Annotated in this window: 23 protein-coding genes; 11 read left to right on the top strand and 12 right to left on the bottom strand. The window is 44.7% G+C overall.

Translation table 11 applies throughout. The features are described 5' to 3' along the window. Positions 1-112 precede the first annotated feature (112 nt). Positions 113-1,828, top strand: coding sequence for a serine hydrolase (locus BTA30_RS00745; RefSeq protein ID WP_076758059.1), 1,716 nt, complete (start codon positions 113-115; stop codon positions 1,826-1,828). Positions 1,829-1,899: 71 nt separating this feature from the next. On the opposite strand, the gene BTA30_RS00750 is transcribed toward BTA30_RS00745, so the two are convergent. From BTA30_RS00750 to BTA30_RS00775, 6 genes are all read right to left on the bottom strand, one after another. Next, a complete protein-coding gene (locus BTA30_RS00750) occupies positions 1,900-3,222 on the bottom strand; it encodes a (Fe-S)-binding protein (RefSeq protein WP_076758067.1) in 1,323 nt (440 codons plus the stop codon). Next, complete coding sequence (glcD, locus tag BTA30_RS00755) at positions 3,219-4,631, bottom strand: glycolate oxidase subunit GlcD (RefSeq protein ID WP_076758069.1); 1,413 nt, start codon at positions 4,629-4,631, stop codon at positions 3,219-3,221. Before glcD ends, BTA30_RS00750 begins: the two co-directional genes overlap by 4 nt. A 130-nt stretch (positions 4,632-4,761) precedes the next feature. Further along, positions 4,762-5,064, bottom strand: coding sequence for a PTS sugar transporter subunit IIB (locus tag BTA30_RS00760; protein ID WP_076758071.1), 303 nt, complete (start codon positions 5,062-5,064; stop codon positions 4,762-4,764). Beyond that, entirely contained in the window at positions 5,061-5,393 is a 333-nt protein-coding gene (locus tag BTA30_RS00765; RefSeq protein WP_076758073.1) for a PTS sugar transporter subunit IIA, read from the bottom strand. The genes BTA30_RS00760 and BTA30_RS00765 overlap by 4 nt, the downstream gene beginning before the upstream one ends. A gap of 20 nt (positions 5,394-5,413) precedes the next feature. Next, positions 5,414-6,697 (bottom strand): PTS cellobiose transporter subunit IIC, encoded by a 1,284-nt coding sequence (gene celB, locus BTA30_RS00770; RefSeq protein WP_076758344.1) that lies wholly within the window; start codon positions 6,695-6,697, stop codon positions 5,414-5,416. After that, positions 6,684-8,021 (bottom strand): 6-phospho-beta-glucosidase, encoded by a 1,338-nt coding sequence (locus tag BTA30_RS00775; RefSeq protein WP_076758075.1) that lies wholly within the window; start codon positions 8,019-8,021, stop codon positions 6,684-6,686. The genes celB and BTA30_RS00775 overlap by 14 nt, the downstream gene beginning before the upstream one ends. Before the next feature lie 163 nt (positions 8,022-8,184). Between BTA30_RS00775 and BTA30_RS00780 the strand changes: the two genes are divergently transcribed. The 4 genes from BTA30_RS00780 (at position 8,185) to BTA30_RS00795 (ending at position 14,091) form a co-directional block, all read left to right on the top strand. Then, a complete protein-coding gene (locus BTA30_RS00780) occupies positions 8,185-8,901 on the top strand; it encodes a GntR family transcriptional regulator (protein WP_076758077.1) in 717 nt (238 codons plus the stop codon). Positions 8,902-8,916: 15 nt separating this feature from the next. After that, positions 8,917-9,651, top strand: a complete 735-nt coding sequence (gene chbG, locus BTA30_RS00785) for a chitin disaccharide deacetylase (protein WP_076758079.1) — start codon at positions 8,917-8,919, stop codon at positions 9,649-9,651. Between the two features lie 494 nt (positions 9,652-10,145). Beyond that, on the top strand, positions 10,146-11,936 hold the full coding sequence (locus BTA30_RS00790; RefSeq protein ID WP_076758081.1) for a glycosyl hydrolase family 18 protein: 1,791 nt from the start codon (positions 10,146-10,148) through the stop codon (positions 11,934-11,936). A 73-nt stretch (positions 11,937-12,009) separates the two neighbouring features. Further along, positions 12,010-14,091, top strand: coding sequence for a glycosyl hydrolase family 18 protein (locus BTA30_RS00795; RefSeq protein ID WP_076758346.1), 2,082 nt, complete (start codon positions 12,010-12,012; stop codon positions 14,089-14,091). 92 nt (positions 14,092-14,183) lie between these two features. Here the strand turns inward: BTA30_RS00795 and BTA30_RS00800 are convergent, their stop codons facing one another. Next, positions 14,184-15,140 carry a trypsin-like serine peptidase gene (locus tag BTA30_RS00800; RefSeq protein ID WP_192855972.1) on the bottom strand — a complete coding sequence of 319 codons (957 nt, stop codon included), beginning with the start codon at positions 15,138-15,140 and terminating at the stop codon, positions 14,184-14,186. 171 nt (positions 15,141-15,311) lie between these two features. On the opposite strand from BTA30_RS00800, the gene BTA30_RS00805 reads away from it, so the two are divergent. From BTA30_RS00805 to BTA30_RS00815, 3 genes are all read left to right on the top strand, one after another. Continuing rightward, positions 15,312-16,088: a glucose 1-dehydrogenase gene (locus tag BTA30_RS00805; RefSeq protein WP_076758083.1), complete on the top strand. Its 777-nt coding sequence runs from the start codon at positions 15,312-15,314 to the stop codon at positions 16,086-16,088. Positions 16,089-16,189: 101 nt separating this feature from the next. Further along, positions 16,190-17,188 (top strand): DUF1835 domain-containing protein, encoded by a 999-nt coding sequence (locus tag BTA30_RS00810; protein ID WP_076758350.1) that lies wholly within the window; start codon positions 16,190-16,192, stop codon positions 17,186-17,188. A 102-nt stretch (positions 17,189-17,290) separates the two neighbouring features. Then, on the top strand, positions 17,291-18,682 hold the full coding sequence (locus tag BTA30_RS00815; protein ID WP_094777257.1) for a YcdB/YcdC domain-containing protein: 1,392 nt from the start codon (positions 17,291-17,293) through the stop codon (positions 18,680-18,682). 36 nt (positions 18,683-18,718) lie between these two features. Here BTA30_RS00815 and BTA30_RS00820 read toward each other — a convergent pair whose 3' ends face one another. Continuing rightward, on the bottom strand, positions 18,719-19,564 hold the full coding sequence (locus BTA30_RS00820) for a sulfurtransferase (protein WP_076758087.1): 846 nt from the start codon (positions 19,562-19,564) through the stop codon (positions 18,719-18,721). Positions 19,565-19,727: 163 nt separating this feature from the next. On the opposite strand from BTA30_RS00820, the gene BTA30_RS00825 reads away from it, so the two are divergent. After that, positions 19,728-20,156, top strand: a complete 429-nt coding sequence (locus tag BTA30_RS00825; protein ID WP_076758089.1) for a cell wall hydrolase — start codon at positions 19,728-19,730, stop codon at positions 20,154-20,156. A gap of 73 nt (positions 20,157-20,229) precedes the next feature. Here the strand turns inward: BTA30_RS00825 and BTA30_RS00830 are convergent, their stop codons facing one another. Beyond that, complete coding sequence (locus tag BTA30_RS00830; RefSeq protein ID WP_076758092.1) at positions 20,230-21,225, bottom strand: LLM class flavin-dependent oxidoreductase; 996 nt, start codon at positions 21,223-21,225, stop codon at positions 20,230-20,232. 320 nt (positions 21,226-21,545) lie between these two features. Between BTA30_RS00830 and BTA30_RS00835 the strand changes: the two genes are divergently transcribed. Continuing rightward, on the top strand, positions 21,546-22,880 hold the full coding sequence (locus tag BTA30_RS00835; RefSeq protein ID WP_076758094.1) for a coiled-coil domain-containing protein: 1,335 nt from the start codon (positions 21,546-21,548) through the stop codon (positions 22,878-22,880). A gap of 460 nt (positions 22,881-23,340) precedes the next feature. Here BTA30_RS00835 and BTA30_RS00845 read toward each other — a convergent pair whose 3' ends face one another. The 3 genes from BTA30_RS00845 to BTA30_RS00855 all read right to left on the bottom strand — a co-directional run bounded on the left by BTA30_RS00845 (position 23,341) and on the right by BTA30_RS00855 (position 25,619). Then, positions 23,341-23,553: a lipoprotein gene (locus BTA30_RS00845; RefSeq protein WP_076758099.1), complete on the bottom strand. Its 213-nt coding sequence runs from the start codon at positions 23,551-23,553 to the stop codon at positions 23,341-23,343. Positions 23,554-23,922: 369 nt separating this feature from the next. Beyond that, positions 23,923-24,735: an ABC transporter permease subunit gene (locus tag BTA30_RS00850; protein WP_076758101.1), complete on the bottom strand. Its 813-nt coding sequence runs from the start codon at positions 24,733-24,735 to the stop codon at positions 23,923-23,925. Beyond that, positions 24,732-25,619: an ABC transporter ATP-binding protein gene (locus tag BTA30_RS00855; protein ID WP_076758103.1), complete on the bottom strand. Its 888-nt coding sequence runs from the start codon at positions 25,617-25,619 to the stop codon at positions 24,732-24,734. The genes BTA30_RS00850 and BTA30_RS00855 overlap by 4 nt, the downstream gene beginning before the upstream one ends. A 152-nt stretch (positions 25,620-25,771) precedes the next feature. Between BTA30_RS00855 and BTA30_RS00860 the strand changes: the two genes are divergently transcribed. Then, positions 25,772-26,359 (top strand): TetR/AcrR family transcriptional regulator, encoded by a 588-nt coding sequence (locus tag BTA30_RS00860; protein ID WP_076758105.1) that lies wholly within the window; start codon positions 25,772-25,774, stop codon positions 26,357-26,359. The last annotated feature ends 13 nt before the right edge of the window (positions 26,360-26,372 follow it).

The following is a 26,372-nucleotide window of genomic DNA, read 5'->3' on the forward strand; positions in this document are numbered from 1 at the left end:
ATGAAGAATTATACACCTTTTTTCTACATGAAACCATTCGGATTATCAAACGTATGACATACAAACATCATGAAACGGCATACAACTTTTAAAAACCAGAGAGGAGCTTGACATGAGACAACCTTTGGAAGAGTTAAAAGGTTTTTGCGAGTTTGCTGAAAAAGAAATGAAACGGTGGAAAGTTCCCGGCGCTGCTGTTGCGGTCATAAAGGAAGATGAGGTCGTGATGGCGGAAGGTTTCGGATATAAGGACAAAGAACGGAAATTAAAAGTGAATCCGAACACGATGTTCGCGATCGGTTCAGCGACTAAAGCCTTTACAACCGCATCGATGGCGCTTTTGGCTGATGAAGGAAAAATGGAATGGGATCAGCCGGTCAGGGAATACCTGCCGGAGTTTGACATGCATGATTCTGTGGCGGCTGAACGGCTGACCCCCAGAGATTTGGCATGCCACCGTTCCGGCCTTCCCCGGCACGATATGATGTGGTACAATTCCCCTTTTTCAAGAGAGGAGCTTCTGAGGCGGATTCGATATCTGGAGCCGAATCAGGATTTTCGGTCCGTGTGGCAGTATCAGAATCTCATGTATACGACAGCCGGCTACCTAGTGGGAAGCGTTGTCGGAACGACGTGGGAAGATTTTGTGCGCGAGCGGCTGTTTAACCCTTTAAATATGAAATCAAGTAATTTTTCAGTTGAAGACATGCAAAAGCATCCTGACCATTCCCTCCCATATCAGGAAAAAGGCGAATCGGCTGAACAAATCCCTTTCCGCAATATTGATATGATCGGACCGGCGGGTTCGATCAATTCGAATGTGCTGGATATGGCCAATTGGGTGAGATTTCAGCTTGGCAGCGGCAAGTTCAGCGGAATATTATCGGCTGCAAGTCTGAATGAAATGCATACCCCTTGCATTCCATGCGACTCGCTTTTTAAAGCGAAGGAGCTTCCGGTTTGCAGCTACGGACTTGGCTGGTTTATTGAACCTTACCGGGGATATCACATGATTCATCACGGAGGAAATATTGACGGTTTTTCATCACTTGTAGCTTTCATGCCTTATGAAAAAATCGGCATCGTCATTTTGACCAATATGAACGGCAGCCTGCTTCCGAATGTGCTGGCATACAATATATTTGACCGTATGCTCGGTCTCGAGGAAATCGACTGGAGCGGCCGGCTGAAAGGTGAAACGGAAAAAATCAAAAAAACTGTCTTTGGACAGGACCGCACTGCAGATTTAAGCAGGATCGAAGGAACGGAGCCATCCCATGGTCTTGAGGATTATACGGGGATATACGAGCACCCGGGCTACGGTGAAATGAAAATAGAGCTGGCGGACGGAACATTGCAAGCGCTGTTCAATTCGTTTGTGATGCCTTTGACTCATTATCATTATGATACGTTCGAGATGGAGCTGAAGCTTACCGAGACGAAAATGCTGGCGTCATTTACCGCAGATGTAAACGGACATATCAGCAGGTTATCTGTTCCGTTTGAAATGGCGCCGGGCGCGAAAGGAATCGAGTTTGTCAAAAAGCCTGATGAGCGATTGCACGATCCTGAATTTCTCGCATCGCTTACAGGGAAATATGTGCTGGAAGACGGAACAGAGGTTGCCGTTTCCCTCAGAGGAGAGCGGACGCTGTCGGTTGCGTTGCCTGGACAGCCTGTTTACGAGCTATTACCTTACCGTGAGATGACGTTCCAATTGAAAAATCTTCCTGGATACAGCATTCGGTTTGAGACGGATGATTCCGGACAGGTGAAAGGCCTTCGGTTTATCCAGCCGAACGGGGAGTTTCCTGCTGTCCGGAAATAACCGCTCAGGGGACATCAATGCTTTATTTCCCGAGAAATATACAAGGTTGTCGAACAGACTCAATTCTGCTGCTATTCAGCGCTGGCTTCCAAAAGCAGATCTGCGAGATGGACGGCTCTGACTCGGTCTGACAGTCCTGCCCGTTCGATGCCGAGCTGCATTTGCAGCAGACAGCCGGGATTTGCTGTGACGATCGTTTCCGCCTGAACCGACTTTGCTGCTTCCATCTTAGAATCGAGGATTTTCATCGACATTTTTGCTTCGACAATATTATAAATTCCTGCTGAGCCGCAGCAGCTGTCCGCATTTTTCATTTCCTTAAACTCAATTCCTTTAATGCTCTGGAGAAGCCTGCGGGGCTCGGCAGACGTTTTCATCACATTGCGCAGATGGCAGGAATCTTGATAGGTCACAGTCTGATCCGGCAGTTCAAGGGGTTTTTGCTCAAAATCCAGCTCCAAGAGGATTGAGGAAAAATCCCTCAATTTTTCTGTGAAAGCCTTTGCCCGTTCGCACCAGTCTGGATCATCTTTCAGAAGGTGATCATATTCATTTAAAAATGCTCCGCATCCTCCTGCATTTGTCACGATGTAATCAGCATCTGATTTTTCGAATGCTTGAATGTTCCGTTTTGCCAATTGAACGGCCAGATTTTTCTCTCCGCTGTGTCCGTGCAGGGCGCCGCAGCAGGCCTGGAGCCCGGGGATGACGACCTCGCATCCCGCCATTTGCAGCAGTTTTATGGTCGCCATGTTTGTATCTAAAAACAAGGTATCCATGAGACAGCCTGAGAAAAAAGCGGCGCGCTTTTTGTGTTCGCCGACCGGCGGCAGGCGGTCCGGCCGTTTTTTCAGTTGTTTTAGATTCGGGACTTTGGGCAAAATGCTTTCCATTTTTGCAAGATGCTCCGGCAATATCCGCAGCATCCCGGATTTGCGGATGATGGTTTGCATGCCGGAACGCTGATAAAGGCCAAGCATTCCGGTCAATGCCCGAATTCTGTTTTGGTGAGGGAAAAGCCCTTTAAATACAGCACTGCGAAGAACTCTTGCGGGAAATGAGTGTTTTTTATGCTGCTGAACAATGTCTCTTGCCTCCTCCAATAAACGCCCGTACTGAACGCCTGACGGACATACGGGTTCACAGGCGCGGCAGCCGAGGCAAAGGTCAAGCGAGCGTTCGACATCTTCATCAGGCTCAATCACCCCGTCAACGACCGCTTTCATTAAAGCGATGCGTCCCCGCGGGGAATGGCTCTCCTGATAGCCGGATTCTATGTAGGTCGGGCAGGATGGAAGGCAGAATCCGCAGCGCATGCAATTGAGCAGTTCTTCTTCATCCATCCGTTCTTTAAATTGCTGCTGTATCGCCATTTTTTCTTCGGCTGTCGTCATCTTGCCACCACCACTCGTTTGCGGGATTCTTTCGCAAATATCTTCCCGGGATTTAGAATGTTGTTTGGATCAAATGCTTGCTTTACGGCTTTCATCGCGGCCACTCCCGCTTCCCCGATTTTAAGTTCCAGATAAGGGGCTTTCATTTCGCCGACCCCATGTTCCCCGGTGATTGTGCCTCCGAGTTCAACGGCCTTTTTGAAGATATCCTCAAAAGCCTGTTCGACCCGTTCCATTTCTTCGCTGTTCCGAACGTCTGTCGTGCATGTCGGGTGAAGATTCCCATCACCGGCATGGCCGAATGTACAAATGGTGATTTGATGCTTTTCAGCAATGCTGTTTATCGCTTTAACCATTTCGGCAATTTCTGAACGGGGGACTGTGGCATCTTCCAAAATTGTTGTCGGCTTCAAGCGCGCTAAAGCGGAAAGTGCAGCTCGCCGCGCATTGCGAAGGTTTTCAGCTTCAGCTTCCGTCTGTGCTGTCTGCACAGATACGGCATTTCCTTTTTTGCAGATCTCTTCAATGATGCCGATGTCTCGTTCGACCGTTTCAGGCGAACCATCCTGCTCAATCAAGAGAACTGCTTTGGCATGGACCGGAAGGCCGATTTTTGCAAAATCCTCAATGACTTGCAATGTCGGCTGATCGAGAAATTCAAGTGTTGTCGGAATAATTTTATGAGCGATGATGTTGGATACGGATTTGGCTGCAGAGTCGATATCTTGATAGAGGGCGAGGACGGTTTTCTTTGTTTCAGGAGCCGGGATTAATTTTAATGTCGCTTCAGTGATGATGCCCAGCGTCCCCTCAGAGCCGACAAACAGACGTGTCAGGTCATAGCCGGCGACATCTTTGGCGAGCTTGCCTCCGGTGCGGATGATGTCTCCGTTTGCCAGAACGATTTCTAAAGCCATCACATAATCGCGGGTCACCCCGTACTTCAGGCCGCGCAGACCGCCTGAGTTCTCATTGATATTTCCGCCGATTGTTGAAATTTTCATTGAACTTGGATCAGGCGGGTAAAACAGCCCTTTTTCTTCTGCTGCTTGAATCAAGTCAAGAGTGATGACGCCGGGCTGAACGGTCATGGTCAAATTTTCTTCGTCGATTTCCAAAATCTGATTCATATGTTTAAACAGCAGGACGATTCCGCCTTCTGTCGGACATGTGCCTGCGCAGAGATTTGTACCCGAACCTCGCGGCACAATCGGGATGTGATGAGCATTGCAGATTTTCAGTATGTTTGATATTTCTTCTTTGCTGCGCGGCGCGATGACGGCATCAGGCATTGACTGGAACTGTGGTGTGGCATCATAAGAATAGACGAGCCGCCCGGCGTTTGAATCATCATAATTTGTCCGCCCGACGATAGCAATCAGCTTGGATTTGATTTGGGGGGAAATCATTTTTGATCACATCCTTTACCAATCATTATACAAAATAAAACGTTTTCAAAAAATCATTCTTTTAACCTTATAAACTAAAAACAACCCGCTTTCAAAAGAAATGGGTTGTTTTCAGTGTGAAGAGAAGGCATTATTGTGTCAGCTCGATCGCTTGGTCCAGAACTTTTGCTCCGTTCATCATTCCATATGCCATTTGGTCAATGATATCGACCGGTGTCTGGTATTGTTCCGCTCGTTCTGCAATTTGTTTTTTTAAATAGCGGACTTGCGGTCCGATCAATATGACATCAATTTCATCCATATGGCTTTGTAAATCCGCTTCAGCATAAGCGTTGATTTCTGCGACTATTTCACGGCTTTCCGCTTCTTCTCTCATTTTTTTCACCAGCATGCTGGTCGACATTCCGGCAGAACATACAAGTGCTATCTTCATTTTTGGTTTTCTCTCCTCAGCTCTTGATATAAATGAATCATTTCTTTCGCTACATCTTTTAAAGTCATTGACGTCATCAAATGGTCTTGTGCATGGATTAACAATAGATTGGGTGAAAGGCCTTCGCCTTGTGCTTCTTTTTGCAATAAGCGGGTTTGCGCCTGATGCGCTTGAAGCAGTTCCGCTTCTGCTTCTTGGATCTTTTGATTCCCTGAATCGTACTCGTTATTTTTCACATACTGTAATGCTTCCATTGCAGATGAACGCGCATTTCCAGCATGCAAGATGATTTCAAATGAGACCTGTTCTAAATGTAGTGTATCCGCCATGAAATTCACCCCTTGTTTAGTTATTTTGTTGCCTGATGCAGAGCGGATCGTTCTGCCGCTTTAATGAATGGCAGGTAGAGCAAGACAGCCAGCACGAGGTTGAAGATTTGCAAAAAGACTCCCCGGATTGATCCTCCGGTTACGAGATAACCGCTGACAATCGGCGGCGTCGTCCACGGGAGAATGGCTACAGTTTTCGGAACGAGCCCAAAGGCTAAAGCGATGTACGATGTAACCGTTAAAACTAATGGAATCAATAAAAATGGAATGAACATAATCGGATTTAATACGATAGGAAGGCCGAACAGAACAGGTTCATTAATGTTAAAAAGGCCGGGTGCGAAGGATACCTTTCCGATTGTTTTGTAGTGCTTCGATTTCACGCCGATGAAAATAGCAGCGAGCAAAGCCAATGTTGTCCCCGATCCTCCCATAAACACATAGGAATCAAAGAAGGGCTTGGTCACGATATAAGGCACTTCAAAAGCGCTCATTCCTTGCGAGAATAAATGCTGATTTTCCTGAATGAGCGGAAGGTAGATGGATTCCATGATCGGTCCCAGGATATTTGTTCCGTGCAATCCGAAAAACCAAAGCAAGTGATTCAAAAAAGTAAAAACCAAAGCTGATCCAACCGTGTTGGAAAGGCCTTGCAGCGGTTCTTGGATCGCGCTGAAGACCAGCTCATGTATGCTTTGTCCGAAAAAATAAACGATCAGAGTGTTAAATAATCCTGCTGCCGCCAATATCACAGCAGCCGGCAATAAAGCGTTCAAGGATTTTGTAACGCCATCAGGTACACCATCAGGCATTTTGATTTTAAGTTTCTCATTTTGAGAGAAGAGCCTGAATGCTTCCGTTGATAGCAAAGCCACGATTAATCCGACGAAAAGGCCTTGAGCCCCCAGCCAAGTCATTGAAAAACCGAAGTCTTCTGTCGTCGGCGTAAGTACGGCGAATGCCCCGACCCCGATTAATGCGGCGGAAAGACCATCAGTTTTATAAGACTCTGCAAGCTTGAAACTGACAGCTGCAACGGCCAGCAGACTTAAAATGGCAAATGAACCATTCCATATAGCTCCGCCGGCAGCCGTCCATCCTTCTCCAAAAAGGCCAGTCATGAAATCTTGAAATGCCGGTATAGGGAAATGATTGACCAGTATGGCAAGAGAGCCGATGATGATTAAAGGCATAATGGCAATGAATCCATCGCGTATGGCAATTAAGTGCCTTTGGGAGCCGATTCTTCCAGCGATCGGCATGATTTTAGATTCGATGAACGCCATGATTTTATTTTGTTTCATCATGTACATTTGCCTCCTCAAAGAACTGCGGGAGATAACGTTTATGAGCCTCAAGCATTTCATTCATCACCGATTGGGCTTTATGATCAGATGAAATCAGCGGATTCATGATCATAGCGGAATACAACATGTTGTCATCACCCGTGACCGCTGCTTCGATGACTAATTGTTCGAATTTTTTCATAGAGATCACCGCACCGCTGATTGAATCTGGCAGTTTTCCGACTGTCAGCGGTATGGGTCCGCTTTTTGTGATGACACTGTTGACTTCGATCACAGCATCATGTGGAAGATCTGGTATGCTTCCTTTATTCAATGTGTTGACGGTCTGAATATCCATCGAATGATGATAAAGCGAGTTCATTAATGAGCAGGCTGATTCGCTATAATAAGCCCCGCCGCGTTCTTCCAATTCTTTAGGCTTTTCATGGATGTCTGCGTCTTTGTATTTTTCAAACAGCTGCTTTTCTACTTCCATGACGGCTTCTGCGCGTGTCCCTTTGTTTTTGTATGCTTCGATATCTTTTGCGAGCACATCTTCATACTGATAATAGTACTGATGATACGGGTTCGGAAGCATGCGCAAAGAACGTAAAAATTGGCGATTCCAAGGCAGCATCGCAATATTGGAAGGAGAATAGTCTATGGTGTCATTCAATAGATGATCTATTGTCTCCTCTGTGCGGTCTACTCCGTCTATCCATACCTTTTGTCCGAAGACGAAATGGTTGAGCCCTGCGAATTCAATCATGACACGGTTCACATTCACGTCGAAAATTTCTGCGATGCTGTTTTTCATGTTATAAGGGATATTACAAACCCCGATGACTTTTTGATGGGCTCCATGCTTCAATAAAGCTTCAGTCACGATGCCTGCTGGATTTGTAAAATTGATCAGCCACGCTTCTGGACAAATCTCTTTTATATCGCGAGCGATGTCCAGCATGACGGGAATGGTCCGCAAAGCTTTAAAAATACCGCCGGCTCCATTTGTTTCTTGGCCGATAAGTCCATGACTGAGCGGGATTCTTTCATCCAGCGCTCTGGCCTTCAATCCTCCGACTCTTATTTGAACTGTGACAAAATCCGCATGTTTAAGGGCTTTCGCACGATCTTTTGTATAGCTCAATTCAATCGGAACATCCGCATGTTTGATCATTCGCTTCGCGAGTTCTGAAGTGATGCGTACTTTTTCTTCCCCTTCCTCAATGTCGACGAGAACAATCTCTTTCACTGGAAAATGCTGATGCCGTTTGATGATTCCTTCAATGATTTCTGGTGTGTAGCTTGATCCCCCGCCTATAATGACTAACTTCAGCGCCATAATCCCCCTCCTCAAATCTCTATTTTTGAAAGCGCTTAACACAATTGAAACTTAACATGTAGTAACAAATTTGTCCATACATATTTGTTATAACAAATTATTTTTTTTGAGAACTTTTTGTGTTATTCTATAGTTAATAATTTCACGCCAAAGGAGAAAATGAATGGCAAAGCAACCACAACTCCACAGTCGAATTAAACAAGATATTGTAGATAAAATAGAGAGCGGCTATTACCCGTCTGGCAGCCTGCTTCCGACGGAGTCCGAATTTTGCAAAATGTATGATGTCAGCCGAACAACGCTGCGGACCGCCTTGAACCATTTGCTTATGGAAGGAGCTATTTACCGCAAACAGGGGAAAGGGACATTTGTCGCCAAAGGAAAAGTAAAGCAGATCTTAAGTTCCAGCAATCTTCGCTATGCAGATCAATTAAAAGCGCAAGGTATTAAACCGAAAATCAAAGTTGTCGATTTGCAAAAAATAAAACCAGCCAAAAAGATCCAAAATCGCCTTGGGATTGATGGTGAACAAATGGTCTATCAGGTGAAGCGGATTCGGTATGCAGATGAGGAAGAAATCCAGTTTGAAACAGCCTTTATCAGAGCGGATCTCGTGCCGGAGATAACGGAAGAAATGGCCAATATTTCACTGTACCAGTGCATTAACAGTCAAGGAAATACGATTAAAAGAACCGAAGAGCAAATCAAAATCTTTATTTCCGATGAAGAAATTGCACAGCATTTGAATATCACACAAGGCACGCCTTGCTTCCAGATTGCAACACAAACATTTTTGGCGTCTGAAGAAGTCGTGGAGTTTTCTCTGGCTTATTTCCGCGGAGACCGCGTTGAATTCTTCATAGAACGCGACTATGAATAAAGGGGGTTATGGAGGATGAAATCTTTAATCATAAACGCCGATGATTTTGGATTTTCAAGGGGAGTCAACCTCGGCATCATTGACGCGTTCCAGCGCGGGGTGCTCACATCGACTACGATCATGACCAATATGCAAGAAATGGAACATGCCGTCTTACTTGCAAGGGAAAATCATGAACTTGGGGTCGGCGTTCATTTGACATTGACAGCAGGACGTCCGCTTCTCAGCGGGCTGCAAACGGTTACGGATGAAGATGGGAATTTTCGCAAGCTTTCATACTATCAAGGCTTTTTCGATATCGACCTTGATGAAGTGTATAAGGAATGGAGAGCACAGATAGAAAAAGCCCTCTCCTGCGGCTTGCATCTGACGCATATCGACAGCCACCATCATATTCATACATACGGAAATCTTCCCGAGGTGTTTGTGAAGCTGGCGAAAGAGTATGATCTGCCCTGCAGGAACGTGAACGATCATCATCCTTCCTTGTGGAAGAATGTGAGATCGAATGATGCCTTTGAGTTGAAAGTGGACAGACTGAAAGACTTATCATCCTTCCTTGATCTTCATAAAGACGCGGAAGTCATTGAAGTAATGTGCCACCCGGCTTATGTTGATAAATTACTGCTCGAAAAATCTTCATTCCATTATCCGCGGGTCTATGAGCTTTCATTATTGACAGACCCTTCGTTGAAAGCGGCTTTAATACAATGTTCGGATATTCGCCTTATTTCTTATGCCTGTCTTTAAATCTACAATTCTTGTAAAAACATGAAAAGGGCTCATGTTTATCGTCAGCTTGCCGGTTCTCCAAGTCTGGATGCTGGAAATGTCCAAGGCGTTTCCAAGCATTCAATACATAAACAGCATTGACAATTCATAATATTCTAATTATTATAAATTTGTCATAACAAATTTTGCGTCATAAAGCTTTTGCATGAAGCTATTCTTGCTATATAAGGTCTAGACATCTATACGTGTTTCAGCTTCATATTGCTTTAACCGATATAAACCCGCTATTTTTCCATCAGGATAGATTCAAACCGCCATTCTAATGTTTGACCTCCATCCACACTTACGGTTTGAATCCGCATATGAAACCCAAAAATGTAAGCGTTTTCTCCTTGTCGTCTTCATTGTCATCAGCTGCTATGTCATGACAAGGCGAATATAAACCTATTGAAAAGGGGGTGAACAAAATAGAGTTTCATTGATGAACAGCCAAAAAAATTGATGAAAAGGAGATGAAAAAAGTGTTTTCAAACAAAAAGTTTCTCGTTTGTTCTTTCATTTTTGCGATGATTTTAAGTCTGTCGTTTTTTAATGGGGAAAGTGCAAAAGCCAGTTCTGACAAAAGCTATAAAATTATCGGCTACTATCCGTCCTGGGGCGCTTATGGAAGGGATTTTCAAGTATGGGATATGGATGCTTCTAAAGTCAGCCATATTAATTATGCATTTGCTGATATTTGCTGGGAGGGGAGGCATGGAAACCCTGATCCGACAGGCCCGAATCCTCAGACATGGTCTTGCCAGGATGAAAACGGAGTGATTGATGTTCCAAATGGATCAATCGTTATGGGAGACCCATGGATCGATGCGCAAAAGTCAAATCCCGGTGATACTTGGGATGAGCCGATTCGGGGCAACTTTAAACAACTATTGAAGCTGAAAAAGAGCCATCCTCATTTGAAAACATTCATATCAGTTGGCGGATGGACTTGGTCAAATCGCTTTTCAGATGTTGCGGCAGATCCTGCGGCAAGAGAGAATTTTGCTGCTTCAGCAGTAGATTTTTTAAGAAAATATGGGTTTGATGGAGTCGATCTTGACTGGGAATACCCGGTTAGCGGAGGGCTGCCGGGAAACAGCACCCGTCCGGAGGATAAAAGAAACTACACGCTACTCTTGCAGGATGTGCGCGAAAAGCTTGACGCCGCAGAAGCGAAGGATGGCAAGAAATACTTGCTGACGATCGCCTCCGGCGCCAGCCCTGAATATGTAAGCAACACTGAATTAGATAAAATTGCTGAAACCGTTGATTGGATTAACATTATGACCTATGACTTTAATGGCGGATGGCAAAGTATAAGCGCCCATAACGCCCCATTATTCTATGATCCAAAAGCGAAAGAAGCCGGCGTTCCAAACGCTGAGACATATAACATTGAAAGCGCCGTGAAGCGCTACAAGGAAGCCGGTGTCAAAACGGACAAATTAGTGCTTGGAACACCGTTCTACGGCAGAGGCTGGAGCGATTGTGAATCTGCAGACAACGGAGAATATCAAAAATGCGGACCGGCTAAAGAAGGGACGTGGGAAAAGGGGGTATTTGATTTTTCAGATCTTGAAAAGAACTACATCAATAAAAACGGATATAAAAGATATTGGAATGATCGAGCAAAAGTGCCGTTCTTGTATAATGCGGAGAATGGAAACTTCATTACCTACGATGATGAAGAATCATATGGATACAAAACCGATTTTATTCAATCAAACGGATTAAGCGGGGCTATGTTTTGGGATTTCAGCGGTGATTCAAATCAAACTTTGCTCAACAAGTTAGCAGCCGATTTGGGGTTCGTTCCGGGTGGGGATCATCCAGAGCCGCCTTCATCTGCACCGGGTAATTTGCGTGTGACCGAAAAAACCGCAACCAGTATCAGTCTGGCGTGGGATGCACCAAGCGACGGAGCAAACATCGCAGAGTATGTGCTGTCATATGAAGGCCGGTCCGTAGCGGTTAAGGAAACATCGGCGACAATAACCGGCTTAAAGCCGAATACGACATACTCATTTACAGTATCAGCAAAGGATGCAGACGGAAAGCTCCATACCGGACCAACTATAGAGGCAGCAACAAATTCTGATCAAACATGTGAATATAACGAATGGAAAGATACAGCCGTCTACACAGGCGGAGATCGAGTCGTCTTTAACGGTAAAGTGTATGAAGCGAAATGGTGGACAAAAGGAGAGCAGCCGGATCAGGCCGGTGAGTCGGGTGTATGGAAATTAATCGGTGATTGCAAATAAATCAGTTTGATAGAAAACGATAAAGAGAGATTGGGATTCCCGTCTCTCTTTATGAGAAAGGAGTATGGATGAAGTGAAAAGAGCCGCTTTATTTACCTTATCATCGATGCTGCTCCTGTCACTTTTGATCCCGTCCCAGAATATTTCTGCAGACTCTCCAAGCAAAAAACAGGCTTGCCGTCCAGAAGGGCTGTGGGATTCCGGCGTTGCAAATATTCCATATTGCGATGTATACGATCGGGAGGGGCGCGAAAAGCTGGCCAATGATTTGGACCGCAGAATGATCGGCTATTTTCCGGGCTGGCGTACAGGAAAAGGCAATCAAGATCGTTATTTAGTAAACGATATCCCCTGGAAGTACTTAAGCCACATTAATTATGCATTTGCTCATATCGGGGAGGATCATCGGGTTTCAATCGGGAGCGAGACGGATGTAAACAACCCGTCTCTAGGGATGACCTGGCCGGAGTATCCGGATGTAAAGATGGATCAAACATTGCCGTATAAAGGCCATTTTAACCTTCTTCACCAGTTTAAAAAGAAATACCCGGATGTAAAAGTGTTGGCGGCAGTCGGCGGATGGGCTGAAACCGGCGGTTATGTTGATAAGGATGGGAACCGAATACCAAGCGGAGGCTTTTACTCTATGACAACGAATGGTGATGGATCTGTGAACCACGAGGGAATCAACACCTTTGCCGAATCTGTCGTAGCGTTTCTCAGAAAATATGAATTGGATGGAATTGATATTGACTACGAATATCCCACAACTATGCAAGATGCCGGTAATCCGTCAGATTGGAGCATATCCAACCCGAGACGCAAGGGATTAAATCAAAGCTTCGATGTATTGATGAAAACATTAAGAGAAAAACTTGATCAAGCATCTGCTGAAGATGAACAATATTACATGCTAACCATTGCGGCGCCATCATCAGCCTATTTGCTGAGGGGTATGGAAACATTTAAACCGCTCCGATATGTCGATTATGTCAACATCATGTCCTATGATCTCCATGGAGCCTGGAATGAGTTTGTCGGACCTAACGCTTCCTTATATGATAACGGCGAGGATGCAGAGTTAAAGCAGTCCAACATATACAGCACGCCGGAATATGGGGGGATCGGCTATTTAAATACAGACTGGGCTTACCATTATTTTAGGGGAGCAATGGAGGCAGGCCGGATCAATATCGGCGTTCCTTATTATACGAGAGGCTGGAAAAACGTGAGCGGAGGAGTAAACGGTTTGTGGGGCAGCGCTAAAAGTTCTGATTGTCCTCAAGGCCTTACCAAATGCGGCGACGGGGCAGTCGGGATCGATAATATTTGGCATGATCAAGATGAGCAGGGAAATGAATTGGGAGCAGGGGCAAATCCGATGTGGCACGCCAAAAATCTTGAAAAAGGCATTGCCGGTTCTTATTTAGAAAGGTATGGACTAAGCAAAGCCGATTTAAAAGGCTCTTACACTAGACATTATGACTCAGCGCTTGCGGCACCTTGGCTATGGAATGACGAAAAGAAGGTGTTTCTATCTACTGAAGACGAGGAATCAATAGAAACAAAGGCTGACTATGTCATTGAAAAAGGAATCGGCGGTGTCATGTTTTGGGACTTAAGCGGTGACTATGACTGGTATCCCGACAGAAATGACAACAATGGAGAGTACGGTATCGGCAGTACATTAACGAGAACCTTATATCATAAATTTGCGGACGCGACACCATACGATAATCGGCTCAGCACGTCACCTTTGCCTGGCGAATCACTTGATATCAACATAGAGTTTACCGATTATCCATTAGGAGATCAAAATTACCCGATCCATCCGAAAATGAGGCTGACGAATAACAGTGATGTCACAATAACAGGAGGATCTGTGATCGAATTTGATGTACCTACTTCTACTTCACCCCGATTTGGAAGCTGGAGCGGTGACCAGGTTGAAGTGATTTCTAAAGGGCATACAGGACCGAACATTGGCGGGCTGACAGGAGATTTCCACCGCATCGGGGTGACCCTATCAAATTGGAAGTCAATTAAACCAGGTGAGACAGAGGAGTTTCAGCTTGTCTATTACTTGCCTATCAGCGGACCATCTCATTTCACCGTCACCATAGATGGGAAAAAGTACAGCCTGAAAAGCAAGTGAGGCGGCTCCTATTCCGGCAAGCACAGCTGTAGCAAAAAACGAAGACAAGCCCGTTCCCGAGGGAAGCGGGCTGTCTTCTTGTCCTTATTGTTTTATTGTGCGCTGTTCTTCCAGTTTGTTAAATTATCAAAGACTTCTTTTGTGATGCGGGTGCCTCTGTTGTATGAAGAACCTCCGTATACTCCATTCGTATGAACCGCAAGAGAGCATGGGCCGCTGCAATTCGTCCGTGAACTGCTTTGTTCAAATACAGGTGAACCGCTTTGCCCTCCGTAAGTGTCCATCGCATATTGCAGTTTGTAAGTTTCTGATATGGCGATCGATCCTGAATGCTGCCACTGAGTGCCCGATGGTTTGTCACCTGGATATCCGCTGATGGTCACGCTTGTCCCAACGAGGGATGAAGTGGTGTATGAATATCCAAAATAACCGACGGTGTTGCCGATTGGCTCACTGAGTTCGATGGCGCCGTAGTCATAATTGGTGTTTCCGCTTCTCCAGCCCGACGGAATGAAATAATGCGTCGATTTAACAGATCCGTAAGGGGAGCTTGAACCATTTCGGCCAGGGGAGACGGTGGCTGTTCCCGCGTATGAACCGCTTGATGTGTCATAGATGCAGTGTCCCGCCGTTGCAACGGTTTTCGGACCGATCAGCCAGCCGGTGCAAGAGCCGATACTGCTTGAGATATGAACGATTGCTCTGTAAGGATATGCGGTTGTATTGGTGACTCTTGCCCGATCATCTGATCCGATCACTGATTTAATGCTGTAGGGGGATTTGGCAGGCGCTGTTTTTACCGTTTTTTCACCTTGAACAGAACCGCTGCCTTTACCGGTGCCCCTAAATGCTTTTGCATATGCTCCGTTTTGGTCGCTCATAACATTTGGGTCATAGGTAACCGATGATTCAGAATGGTATGAAGGATCGTTTGAAACCGGAGTATGAGGCGATGGTGCGGCTTGTGCGGAGTGAATGCCCATAGAATAGATAGAAATTCCAATAAGACCGGTGATAAAAGTACGTTTGACGCTTTTTTTCATAACCAAATCATATCACTTCCTTATTTTGTTTTATTTGCAAGTTAGATATTAACAAAATAATTCTGAATTTTCCATATAATTATAAAAGATCATCCTAAAGATAGATAATACGATTTTGTTTTTATATGAAGTATTCCGGGTAATCCAAGAGAAAGAAATGTAAGAGGAGGGCTTTCTGTGTACAAAGATTTAAAAGGGAAGACAGCCATCGTAACCGGTTCTTCCAAGGGAATCGGAAAGGCGATTGCCGAACGGTTTGGCAAGGAAAAAATGAATGTCATTGTCAATTATCACAGCGATTCCGCAGGTGCGCGAGAAGCGGTTGACAATATTAAAGCAGCCGGAGGCGACGCTCATGCGGTGAAGGCGGATGTTTCTGAAGAAGCGGGAGTCAACGCGCTTCTTCAAGCAGCAGCTGAACATTTTGGAGCCATTGATGTCATGGTGAATAATTCTGGCTTCAACGGCAAAGGCGCACTTCCTCATGAGCTGGGCATTGATGAATGGCAAAAAGTGATGGATGTCAATTTAACCGGTTCATTTCTCGGTGCCAGAGAAGCTGCAAAATATATGCTGGAGCGAGATGTCAAAGGAACCATTCTCAATATATCAAGCGTTCATCAGCAAATTCCGAGGCCGAACAATGTTCATTATGCAGCATCAAAAGGAGGTATGAAGCTTTTAACCGAAACACTCGCACTCGACTACGCAGAAAAAGGCATCCGCGTCAATGCGATCGCCCCGGGAACGATTGCAACAGAGAGCAATGAAGATTTGGAAGGGAGCCATCAAACAGAACAGCTTAAAAAGATCCCGATGAACGCATTTGGCAGACCTGAACAAGTGGCTTCAGCAGCGGCTTGGCTCGTTTCGCAGGAAGCCGGCTATGTAACAGGCGCTACATTATTTGTTGACGGCGGGATGACGCTGTATCCTTCACAGCTGGAATCATAACTGAATGGTCTGCTCTTTCGCCAGCCGGTGCATTTTGAATTTTCAGGCGGAAAATGAGAAAATAAACCAAAACAAACCGGCTGGATGGGAGAGTATATATGATGTTTAAAGAACTCAAGCAAACCGTCGGCAAGTTAAGTGAACAGGAAGCGAAAAGCGTTTTGCTTAACATTTTGCTGACGATTGACATGCATCAGAAATCCGAAAATTCAAAGAAAGAATTTTATCAGCAAATGGCTGATATATGCGAAAACTTGAAGAAAACCCGGGATCGCCCGAAGCGCAGTCGGGCAGTTAAAGCTGTTCACATCACTTTTGGCCGTGCGGCTGCCGGAACTCTAAAAATGATGCTTAAACAGCTGGGAAAGGAACATGAAGAAAGCACTATCACCCTTCCTGAAATATTTTCAATCGGTCCGCTTCATCAATTGGATTCAAAAGAAGGCCGTATGATACGCCTTGAATGGCTGAAGGAGCGGCTCAACGATTTTTTTGATGAGCTTGAAGAAGATTATCACTGCTTTGAAGAAGAGATTGCCGCATTAAACAGCATTTCTGAGCATACCGGTGTCATCATTTGGGCAGGAGAGAATGCATATGAGCAGACAGGTTTGAGATTCGTGCACCAATTGCTGCATAAGAAGCCAAATGACATTTTTCACATCCATACTTCAAAGGCTTTTCCTTATATCATTCATTCAGGTGAATTGAGTGATGAAAAACTTAGATTGATTTATGAGAAAGGTCATCATAAGTCAAGCGTGACAGCTGAAGAGCGGCTGAGCTTGGCAGAGGAATGGAAGGCTTTGTCTCAGGAGGACAGCGTGCTGAGAATTTGGGAAGACCGCAGAATAAAAAGCGTGGAAGAGACCTTCTATGATTCATTCATCATTGAAAAGGCAAAACAGCTTCAGAGAAGCCGTTCAAAAAAAGACTTTATTGTTTGCCCGAGGGTCATCGGAGAAGTTCTCGGCCATTTAGATGACCGTATCGGCGATGAATTTATCGAATATCGCATCCGAACGTTAATTTATAAAGGGGTTTTTGAGATCAAAGGCGTCCCAAAAGCGATGAGATACTACAGTGTAAGGCTGAGATAGGTTTTGCTAATCAAATCCCATTTATCTCAATTTTTATGAAACTATTAGACCGCCCTTTCGTACATAGTGTTAAAAGAAATGGAAAGAGAGGGAGAATTAGATTTGGCCAGTGAACAGTTAAAACAAAAGGCGCGGCAAATCGGTGCGATTCCAGAACAATATCAGCTCATCATCGAAGAGTATGGCGAAGATCGTGGAACAGAAGGAGGGGCTTTTTTTGTTTGGCAAAACGCTGACAACGAAGAACACATTTCGGTTGAATTGGACCATGATGGACGATTAATCAGTCTTTCAAAAGAAAACGTCCCATTCGAAAAAGATGCCCTCCCGGAGGCCCGGTTGCTGGAGATGGCCCTTCAATTTGTCGAACACCATTATCCGCATGCGGCTGAAGAATTTGTTTTTCAAGAGAAAAAAGAAACAGAACAAGCTGTTCAATATACGTACGCTCAGACCGCACTTGACCTTCCGCTTCCGCAAACCGGCTTCTATGTGAACATCGCCAAAAGCGGAGAGGTGATGAAGTTTCGCTATGACGGCGGAACGCATTCTTATTCCATTCCAAAACAGATTGCTGATAAACAGCAAGTGATCTCTCATTATCTTGACCAAATTGAATTTGAACTGGCGATAGAACACATTCGTCAAGAACTGTATGAAGGAGGAGATGATCAGCCGCATCTCATCTATGAAACAGAGTTGCCGTTTATCAGCTATCCTGCCTCTTCCTCTGCCGAATGTGAAAAAAAACAAGTTGTCGATGATGATGAGGCAGAAATGCTGCCGCTTCCTTTATTGTCTGGAGCTGAGCGTGAAGCAGATATCGATGAAATGATCGGGTTCAGTCCGTCTTTTCGGAAAATTCGCGAAGCAGACTTGGGAGATTCGATTGGAACCGTCTGGCGCGAAGGAAGCGATCCAGAGCCAGGCGACCGGAGTATAGCGGGGTATTTTGAAAAGCATAATCAAAACACGCTGAAAATCACGAAAGATAAGAAGACTGGGAAGCTAAAGGGGGTGGCATCTTTTATTCAAAACGAAGGACCTCCCGTTTGGACCGAACAAGCATGCCTTAAACGGGCATTGCAGTTTCTCTATCAGCTTTACCCAGAGGCTGAAAAACTTTTCCGAATGCATCCTTCGGAAAATGAAGAGAATGAGCGCACAGCCCATTTTCAGTTTGACCTCCAATATGAAGGCGTGCCGTTAAGATTGGGATTTGCCAATATCAGCATCGACCGGACAAACGGCCGGGTCGCCGGATATCTCGGTCCTGATATTGAGCCGGAAACGCTGAAAAGGCTGAATCCGGCGCCCGCTATTTCGGCTGAAGAAGCAAAAGCCGTTTTTGCTTCAGCCTTTGATGTTTCGCTGCAATGGGAGAGGGATTACAAACGGGAAATAAATGATCTTTACAAGCTCGTCTATCGCCCTGTATACCCGGTATTTATCGATGCCCATGACGGAAAAGTTTTTATGATGAAAACGATCTGAGAAACGATGATGACAGCGTGCGGCCGGGATACCGTTTCAGTCTTCAGCACCTGTGGCGATCGGATGATCGGGATAGCTGATCCAATCGCTCCAGCTCCCGGCATACAGCTTCACATTTTGAAATCCGGCTTCCTTTAAACCAAGCACATTAGGGCAGGCTGATACACCTGACCCGCAATAGACGACGATTTCGCTGCTTCTGTCTAATGAGGCGTAGTGCTGTTTCAGCTGTTCTTTGCTTTTCCATTTACCCTCTTCTGTCAAGTTGCCTTTCCAAAAGTAGTTTTTGGCGCCAGGAATATGGCCCCCCTGTTGATCAAGTGGTTCGGTTTCTCCAGTGTATCTGGCCGGTGCACGCGCATCAATCAAGATGGTATCTTCTCGGTTGAGCCGGTCTTGTACCTGTTTGGCATTCAACAGTTCCACTTCTTTAAGCGTCAGCTCAAAATCACGCGCAACAGGATGCGGGATTTCAGTCGTGACGTCATACCCGGCCTTTACCCAATTAGAGAATCCGCCATCCATAACATAGACACTGTCATGGCCGAGGTAGCGGAGCTGCCACCAAAAGCGCGCCGCAAACATGCCGCCGCTGTCATCATAGACCACTACGGCAGTATGGCGGTCTATTCCGATTTCGCCAAGTTTCTTTGCCAGTTTTTCCGGAGAAGGAAGAGGGTGCCTGCCGCCGTGTTTTTCTAATTCCCCTGATAGATCCTCTTTCAAATCAACATATACGGCTCCAGGCAGATGTCCTTTCATATACGCTTTCCGGGCTTCTTCAGGTCTCGTCAATTGGAATCTTACATCAGCAATGACCGTTTGCTCAGGTTTTTCCTTCAATCGTTTGTATACCCATTCCGGGCTTTTGACTGTTGACAATTTGCACCCCTCCGCTTCGACTTTTTTGTGCAATTCTGATAATAGAAGAATAGCTTTATTCCAGTCAGGATGTCAAAGAAAGCTGTGAGGCAATTTTTCTTGGTCATCACCCAAATGAAAAAGAATATGATAAAGGTGACGACACAATGGGGGTGGAATAAAAATGGCAGTGGTTAAGGCTACAGCTAAGGACATCGACCTTTTGGCAAGGCTTTTGAGAGCGGAAGCTGAAGGTGAAGGGGTGCAAGGAATGCTTATGGTCGGAAATGTCGGCATCAACCGGATCAGAGCAAATTGTTCCGACTTTGTAGGGTTGCGCACCATTCCGCAGATGATTCATCAGCCGCATGCCTTTGAGGCTGTGACACACGGGTATTTCTATCAAAGGGCGCGGGACAAGGAAAAGCGTTTGGCGCGGAGGACGATCAACGGGGAGCGGCTCTGGCCGGCGAAGTACAGTTTGTGGTATTTCAGACCGGCGGGGGCGTGTCCCGGACAGTGGTATAATCAGCCGCATGTCGGGCGCTACAAAGCACACTGTTTTTATGAACCGACAGCTGAAGAGTGTGAAAATGTTTATAATACGTTTTAACACGGCAATCCCTTTTCAGATGGATCAGCACCTTCTGAAAAGGGTTTTTTGTTTTTAAAAACCTCGCTCTGACCTATAGAAAAAGCTCTGCCAACCTTTCAAACGACTGCTTTTTGTCTTCAAACCGGTATACATTCGTCAAAACCATGATTTCTTCTGTTTGATAGCGTCCTGAGAGCTTAAGCAGTTTTCTTTTGACTGTTTGAGGAGAGCCGATGACCATTCGTGCGCGGTTTTTGAGTATTCTCATTTTATCTGAGGCAGTGTATGATGCAGACTTTGCTTCTTCAATGCTCGGAACGAGGCTGGACAGCCCTTTTTCGACCCGAAGCAGCCACAGATCCTGGCTTAAGCTGAGCTCCTCGGCCTTTTCATCGGTTGCTGCACAAACGACAAAGACAGCGGCTAATGAATGGGGCCGGGGAAAGAAAGAGGAAGGCTGAAAGCTTTCATGATAGGTTTTAAAGGCGTTTTCCCCTCTTTCGGGATTGATGAAATGGCCGAATACATATCCGGCTCCCATATCGGCAGCCAGTTTTGCGCTGTTTTCTCCGAGCCCCAAGAGCCAAGGCTCCGGCGGGGCTGTCGTGAGGGGTGCGGCTTTTATTCCGGCATAGTCGTGTCCGGAAGGAATGGCGTCTGTCAGATAGTAAATCAGATCTTGAAGCTGTCTCGGAAAATCCTCCAGGCTTTTATTGATTCCATCCGTCAGCGCGAGACGTGTTTTAGCGCCACCGCCTGGGGAGCGGCCGAGACCCAGGTCGATTCGTCCGGGATAAAGCGCTTCAAGCTGACGGAAGTTTTCAGCTACTTTAAAAGGGCTGTACTGTGGAAGCAGCACACCGCCGGAACCGACACGGATGTTGGCGGTTTTTGCCGCGATATGGGCGATCATGATTTCGGGAGCAGTGCTTGCGAGGCCGCGTGTATTGTGATGCTCGGCAAACCAGTATCGTTTGTAGCCCCATTTATCCGCAAATTCCGCCAGCTTTGTCGAATGCTTCAGCGCCGTGTACGCATCTGAGCCTTTTGATACAGGTACTTGGTCGAGAATGCTGAGTTGTATCATCGTCTCCGGCCTCCTTTTTGGCTTCCTCATAAGTGTAAAACAAGCATATGAAAAAAGGCCGGCAGGGTCAAATCAATAGAATCAGCCTGATGATAAACAGAATCAGTCAAAACATGACAGGGTTGAAACAAAAACGAAATATAAATGTAATATAACTTGGCACCTATTGTCGAAAATAGATGTTATAATAACGTTTGTACATAAGTTTCGGATATATTTACCATAGGTCATAAGTCTTAAAGAATCATTTTTTCACACATTCATATTTTGCGAATTTACATATTGAAAGACAAAGAATACATAAGGAAAGAGGAGTAAAAGTGAAGAAAAAAGTTTATGCTTTTGGTTTGGCGTCGGTTATCGGGACAGCTGGTCTATTTACCCCTTTTATGAACAACACGGCATCAGCGGAAACATCCCAGCAGAAGCAAGAAATCCAGAAAAAACGTTCGGAAGTTAACTCTAGCATTGAAAGCAAAAGAAACGAAGTTGCAAAGCTTCAAGATGAGCAGAAAAAGCTGGAAGATAAAATCAAAGAGCTTGATCAAAAAGCGCTTGAAACAAGCAATAAAATTGAAACAAAGCAAGAAGAAAATAAAAAAATGAAAGAAGAAGTGGAATCTCTGAAAAAAGAAATCAAAGATACTGAAAAGCGGATTGAAGAGCGTTCAAAAGTGATTAAAAAACGCGTGCGCAGCCTGCAGGAAAACGGCGGATCGCAAAACTACATCAATGTTCTTCTAGGCGCGCAAAGCTTTGGAGATTTCATTACCCGCGCAACTGCTGTTTCAACGATTGTCGATGCGGATAAAGACCTGCTGGACGAGCAGGAAAAAGATAAAAACAAGCTTGAAAAAGCAATGACTGATTTAAATACGAAGCTGGATGAAATCCAGAAAACATTGGCTGATCTGAAAACTCTTAAAAAAGATCTGGATAAGCAGCTGAAAGACCAGGCAAGTCTTTCTGAACAGCTGAAGTCCAAGCAGGCGAAAGCTGAATCAGAGTTAAGCGACCTGAAAAAAGAATCCGGCTCGCTTACAAAAGAAGAGGCCGCACTTGAACAAAAAATTAAAGAAGAAAAAGCTGCAGCAGCCGCTGTAGAAAAAGCAAAACATGAATCAGCTACAGCGAAAAAGTCTGATTCAGGTTCAATCAGCAAATCCAGCGGTTCTTCTGACAAGGGTTCATCAAGCAGCAGCAAAAGCAGCAGTCCGTCAAGAAACTATTCTTCCGGCTCGGTTGTAAGCAGCAATGGAAGTGCGATTGAAGGGGCGATCAGCACAGGTTCAAGCATCGTCGGCAGATCTCCGTACAAATGGGGAGGCGGACGCTCTCAAGCTGATATTAACAACCGTCGTTTTGACTGTTCATCTTTTGTACGCTGGGCTTATGCGTCAGCTGGCGTAGAGCTGGGATTCGGCGCCACAACAAGCACACTTGTCGGCAAAGGCCGCGCTGTCAGCGCATCTGAGATGAAACGCGGAGACTTGGTCTTCTTTGACACATATAAAACAAACGGCCACGTGGGAATTTATCTAGGCAACGGAACTTTCTTAAACGATAATAGCTCACGCGGAGTATCGGTCGATTCCATGAGCAACTCTTATTGGAAATCACATTTCAACGGAGTTGTAAGACGAGTCGTTGAGTAACACGCAGAAGAAGAAAAACCGCCATTCCGAAAGGAATTGGCGGTTTTTTTCGCAAGTACTGAATTTTTGTAAACCCAAACGATGATTGTAAACATTTATCTTACCTCGACTATTTCTCCATGCCTGTTGTTGGTCTCGCTCAAAAATCTAATGGGGTTTTGAATCATTCCCTAAGTTGCTAATAAAGCTGGAGCTTCCAAATGGGCTGAGTGCATTTTTGGGTTAATCATTTAAAAATAAGCCAGAAGAAAAGACTGTCTCATTCATTACTTGACTTTTGTTTTACTGTTGAAGAAAAATCTCCGTTGGGGGAAATAGTACACAAGGCGAAACTTTATGATAGTAACAATAAATTTTGGCCGCAGAGAAAACCACCCAAGATAAAGGGCGGTGAGACAAATTTATTTAAAATCGTTAAGTCTAAAGATTTTTGAAACTGAAAAGTCTCCAACCTTGTATTCTAAGAACAGCTATTGATAGCTATATCAAATGCATCTTCAGGAATATATGTTTTTCCGCCCTTATCTTTGAAAGGAATTTGATTCTCCCTTAAACATTTTTTGTTTTCCTCGGTAACAGTGTCTGCTCCCCACTGTACATCCTTACCTGTATAGTTTTTTTGACAAGCTGAAAGAAAACAAGCGATAGAAATAAGTATAATTATTTTCTTCAATAAAAGGCACCTTCCCTTCTTTGAAACATTCTTTCCATCTATTAAGAACTAATGCACAAGAATTTACATCCAAAGGGATAGATAAAGAAATGGATCTTAGTAACAATGAAACTGGAAGATTTCTTGCGGTTCAAAACTATTATACATATTATAGTAAGACTTTAGAAAAATGGTTAAACAGGGAAGTCTGGTGAGGATTGTGAAGGGGAAATTAGCAGTTACAAACGGTACTACCGGAAAATAATTTTTGGACCTAACTTAATTAATTTCAAATTTGGTTTATAGGAACATCAGGTTAATTATGTTATCGAAAAATTTATGGATTTCAACGTTACAAGACACCATCCGTTTATCACGGGTGGTGATTATTCACAGCGGCAGGTCGCGTGTTTTAAAGATCAGAATGCTGATCAGAAAAGCGGCCGAGCCGATGGTGAATAGAATGAGAGATACTTCCGCGATATTGGCATTGCCGTTGACAATATCGCTCGGTCTGAATAAAGAGAAAATCGATATGTTTCTTAACCATTCTGTTTTCTCGCTTAATTTGCCGATCAGATCTAAACTGAAGAATAAAAATGTGATGCCTCCGGAAAGCCCGAGGGCTCTTTTTTCATCATTTGAAATGGCCGAAAAGAGAAACGAAATGCCGCTGACCGCAAAGAAAAGCAAGAAACCAAGCAGATTGAGCATAAGAAACCTGGACATATTGAAGTCATACTCATCCCCGAGCATCAAGTGGTAGCCTGCCAGCCCGGCAATGGTTGTCACGGCCATGATGACAAATAAACCTGTAGTCAGGACGCTTGCTTGTGTGAAAGCAACTTTTCCCCTCGTTGTCGGCGTTGATAATATATAAGCCATTGAACCTTGATCAACCAGTTTTGCCAAAAGCTTAGTCGACAGCATCACAGAAAAGATCGAAAGAATAACGATAAAGATAAGGCCGTAATATTCTCCTGACATAAAATCCTCAAGGTTTCCGAGCCCGTTTTCAAATCCAAAAGCGTTTAGAAAACCTTCAGGCATCGATTTGATCAGTTTCTCAATATCCTCTGCATTTCCTGCCATGCTCGGATAGATGCCCAATATGAGTAGAATATAGAAAGCGGAGCCCATCGCATAGCTCATGATTCCTTTCATATTCGTTTTCATCATTTGTTTGTAGAGGGCAAGATTCATTGCACTGACCCCTTTCTGTCATAGTAATCCATAAACACTTCTTCCAAGCTTTGTGATGAAACATCGATGTGCCGAATCTGATATTTGGCGGTTTCTTTAATCAATTGGTCATGATTACCCAAGACGGCGACCCTGACCCGATTGTCCTGACGGGATTCGATTTGCAGTCCGGATTCCATGAATGCCGGAATGTCGGCAGGGTTTTCAAACGTTACTTCAAACACCTTCCGCTGCATCGACTGCAGCTCGCGAATATCTTTGACAGCGATGATGATGCCGTCTTTAATGATGGCGGCCCTGTCACAGGTCTTCTCGATTTCCGGAAAGCTGTGGGAGGACATTAAAAAAGTCGTTCCTCTGGCTTTTTCTTCGAGCACGATGTCAATAAACACTTGTTGCATCAGCGGGTCAAGGCCTGATGTCGGCTCATCAAGGATGATCACTTCAGGACTGTGCATAAAGGCGGCGACAATCCCGACCTTTTGCTTCATGCCTTTTGACATTTTTCTAATCGGCGTGTGAACATCGAATTGCAGCCGTTCGATCAATTCGTTGCGCTTGGCCGTATCATGAACGCCCTGCATGTCTGCCATAAAATCGAGAAACGTTTTTCCTGTCATCCCCTCGATAAAAGCGATTTCCCCCGGGAGATAGCCGATATGCCGCTGAACCTCGCCTTGTTTTTTCAAAATGTCCATCCCGTTTACTTTTATGTCACCTTTATCAGCTCTCATAAAGCCCATGATATGGCGGATGGTCGTCGATTTTCCGGCGCCGTTCGGTCCTAAAAATCCAAAAACTTCTCCTTTTTGCACGGCAAATGATACATCAAATATGCCTTTTCCGTTTGAAAATTGCTTTGTCAGTCCTTGAACTGTCAGCATGGTGGCACCTCCAACAAATGAAAGATATGAAATAATTAAATGAAAATATTACATAATTTATTTTACGTTCATATGAACTTTTTTGTCAATGAGAATTGATGAAATATTTTTATGTTATAATTTCATTAAGGATTTTTAATAAGGATGGTTATATGAACGGATTTGAAAAAAGAGCTTTGCTGATTAAAGAAAGGATCAGGAAAACGACGCTGGAAATGCTTAAAACGTGGGAACCAAAGCGAATCCGGATAACCGATATCGCAAAACAGGCAAACGTATCACAAGTGACGATTTATAATTATTTTGGCAGCAAAGAAGCGCTGTTGAATGAAGTCTTCAAAGAATATATTGACCAAGCCGTCGGCGAGTTTGAAGAATATATGAAAAAAGATATACCGGTAAAGGAAAAGATCGAATTGATGATTTTGCAAAAGAAAGAACCCAATGATCAACAGTTTGCTTTGACGATGGTGAAGGAGCTGATGATTGAGGATAACGAAATCATGGACTATATAAAAAAACAATATGACGACAAAATCATCCCCCTGATGCTCCAAATGATAGAAGACGGCCGCCGGTCAGGCGAGATCTCTCCTAAAGTCACCGCACAGGGCTTTCTCGTTTTTATGAACATGATTATTGAACATTCCAAAACATTGGGCGAAGAATATGAAAAGAACAGACAATTTGCGGAAGAGATGCAGCATATTTTTTTTTACGGCCTTTGCGGAAGGCCTTAGCCACAGGGCGGGC

Source organism: Bacillus swezeyi (genome assembly GCF_001969815.1).
Taxonomy (GTDB): domain Bacteria; phylum Bacillota; class Bacilli; order Bacillales; family Bacillaceae; genus Bacillus; species Bacillus swezeyi.

Excerpts from the sequence above, each read along its gene's own strand:
- BTA30_RS00775 (WP_076758075.1), bottom strand. The coding sequence starts at position 8,021 with ATGGCGCTGAAGTTAGTCATTATAGGCGGGGGATCAAGCTACACACCA.
- BTA30_RS00745 (WP_076758059.1), top strand. The coding sequence starts at position 113 with ATGAGACAACCTTTGGAAGAGTTAAAAGGTTTTTGCGAGTTTGCTGAA.
- BTA30_RS00850 (WP_076758101.1), bottom strand. The coding sequence starts at position 24,735 with ATGAATCTTGCCCTCTACAAACAAATGATGAAAACGAATATGAAAGGA.
- BTA30_RS00825 (WP_076758089.1), top strand. The coding sequence starts at position 19,728 with ATGGCAGTGGTTAAGGCTACAGCTAAGGACATCGACCTTTTGGCAAGG.
- BTA30_RS00855 (WP_076758103.1), bottom strand. The coding sequence starts at position 25,619 with ATGCTGACAGTTCAAGGACTGACAAAGCAATTTTCAAACGGAAAAGGC.
- BTA30_RS00830 (WP_076758092.1), bottom strand. The coding sequence starts at position 21,225 with ATGATACAACTCAGCATTCTCGACCAAGTACCTGTATCAAAAGGCTCA.
- BTA30_RS00780 (WP_076758077.1), top strand. The coding sequence starts at position 8,185 with ATGGCAAAGCAACCACAACTCCACAGTCGAATTAAACAAGATATTGTA.
- BTA30_RS00765 (WP_076758073.1), bottom strand. The coding sequence starts at position 5,393 with ATGGCGGATACACTACATTTAGAACAGGTCTCATTTGAAATCATCTTG.
- BTA30_RS00790 (WP_076758081.1), top strand. The coding sequence starts at position 10,146 with ATGAAAAAAGTGTTTTCAAACAAAAAGTTTCTCGTTTGTTCTTTCATT.
- chbG (WP_076758079.1), top strand. The coding sequence starts at position 8,917 with ATGAAATCTTTAATCATAAACGCCGATGATTTTGGATTTTCAAGGGGA.
- BTA30_RS00810 (WP_076758350.1), top strand. The coding sequence starts at position 16,190 with ATGTTTAAAGAACTCAAGCAAACCGTCGGCAAGTTAAGTGAACAGGAA.
- BTA30_RS00860 (WP_076758105.1), top strand. The coding sequence starts at position 25,772 with ATGAACGGATTTGAAAAAAGAGCTTTGCTGATTAAAGAAAGGATCAGG.
- glcD (WP_076758069.1), bottom strand. The coding sequence starts at position 4,631 with ATGATTTCCCCCCAAATCAAATCCAAGCTGATTGCTATCGTCGGGCGG.
- celB (WP_076758344.1), bottom strand. The coding sequence starts at position 6,697 with ATGAAACAAAATAAAATCATGGCGTTCATCGAATCTAAAATCATGCCG.
- BTA30_RS00750 (WP_076758067.1), bottom strand. The coding sequence starts at position 3,222 with ATGACGACAGCCGAAGAAAAAATGGCGATACAGCAGCAATTTAAAGAA.
- BTA30_RS00760 (WP_076758071.1), bottom strand. The coding sequence starts at position 5,064 with ATGAAGATAGCACTTGTATGTTCTGCCGGAATGTCGACCAGCATGCTG.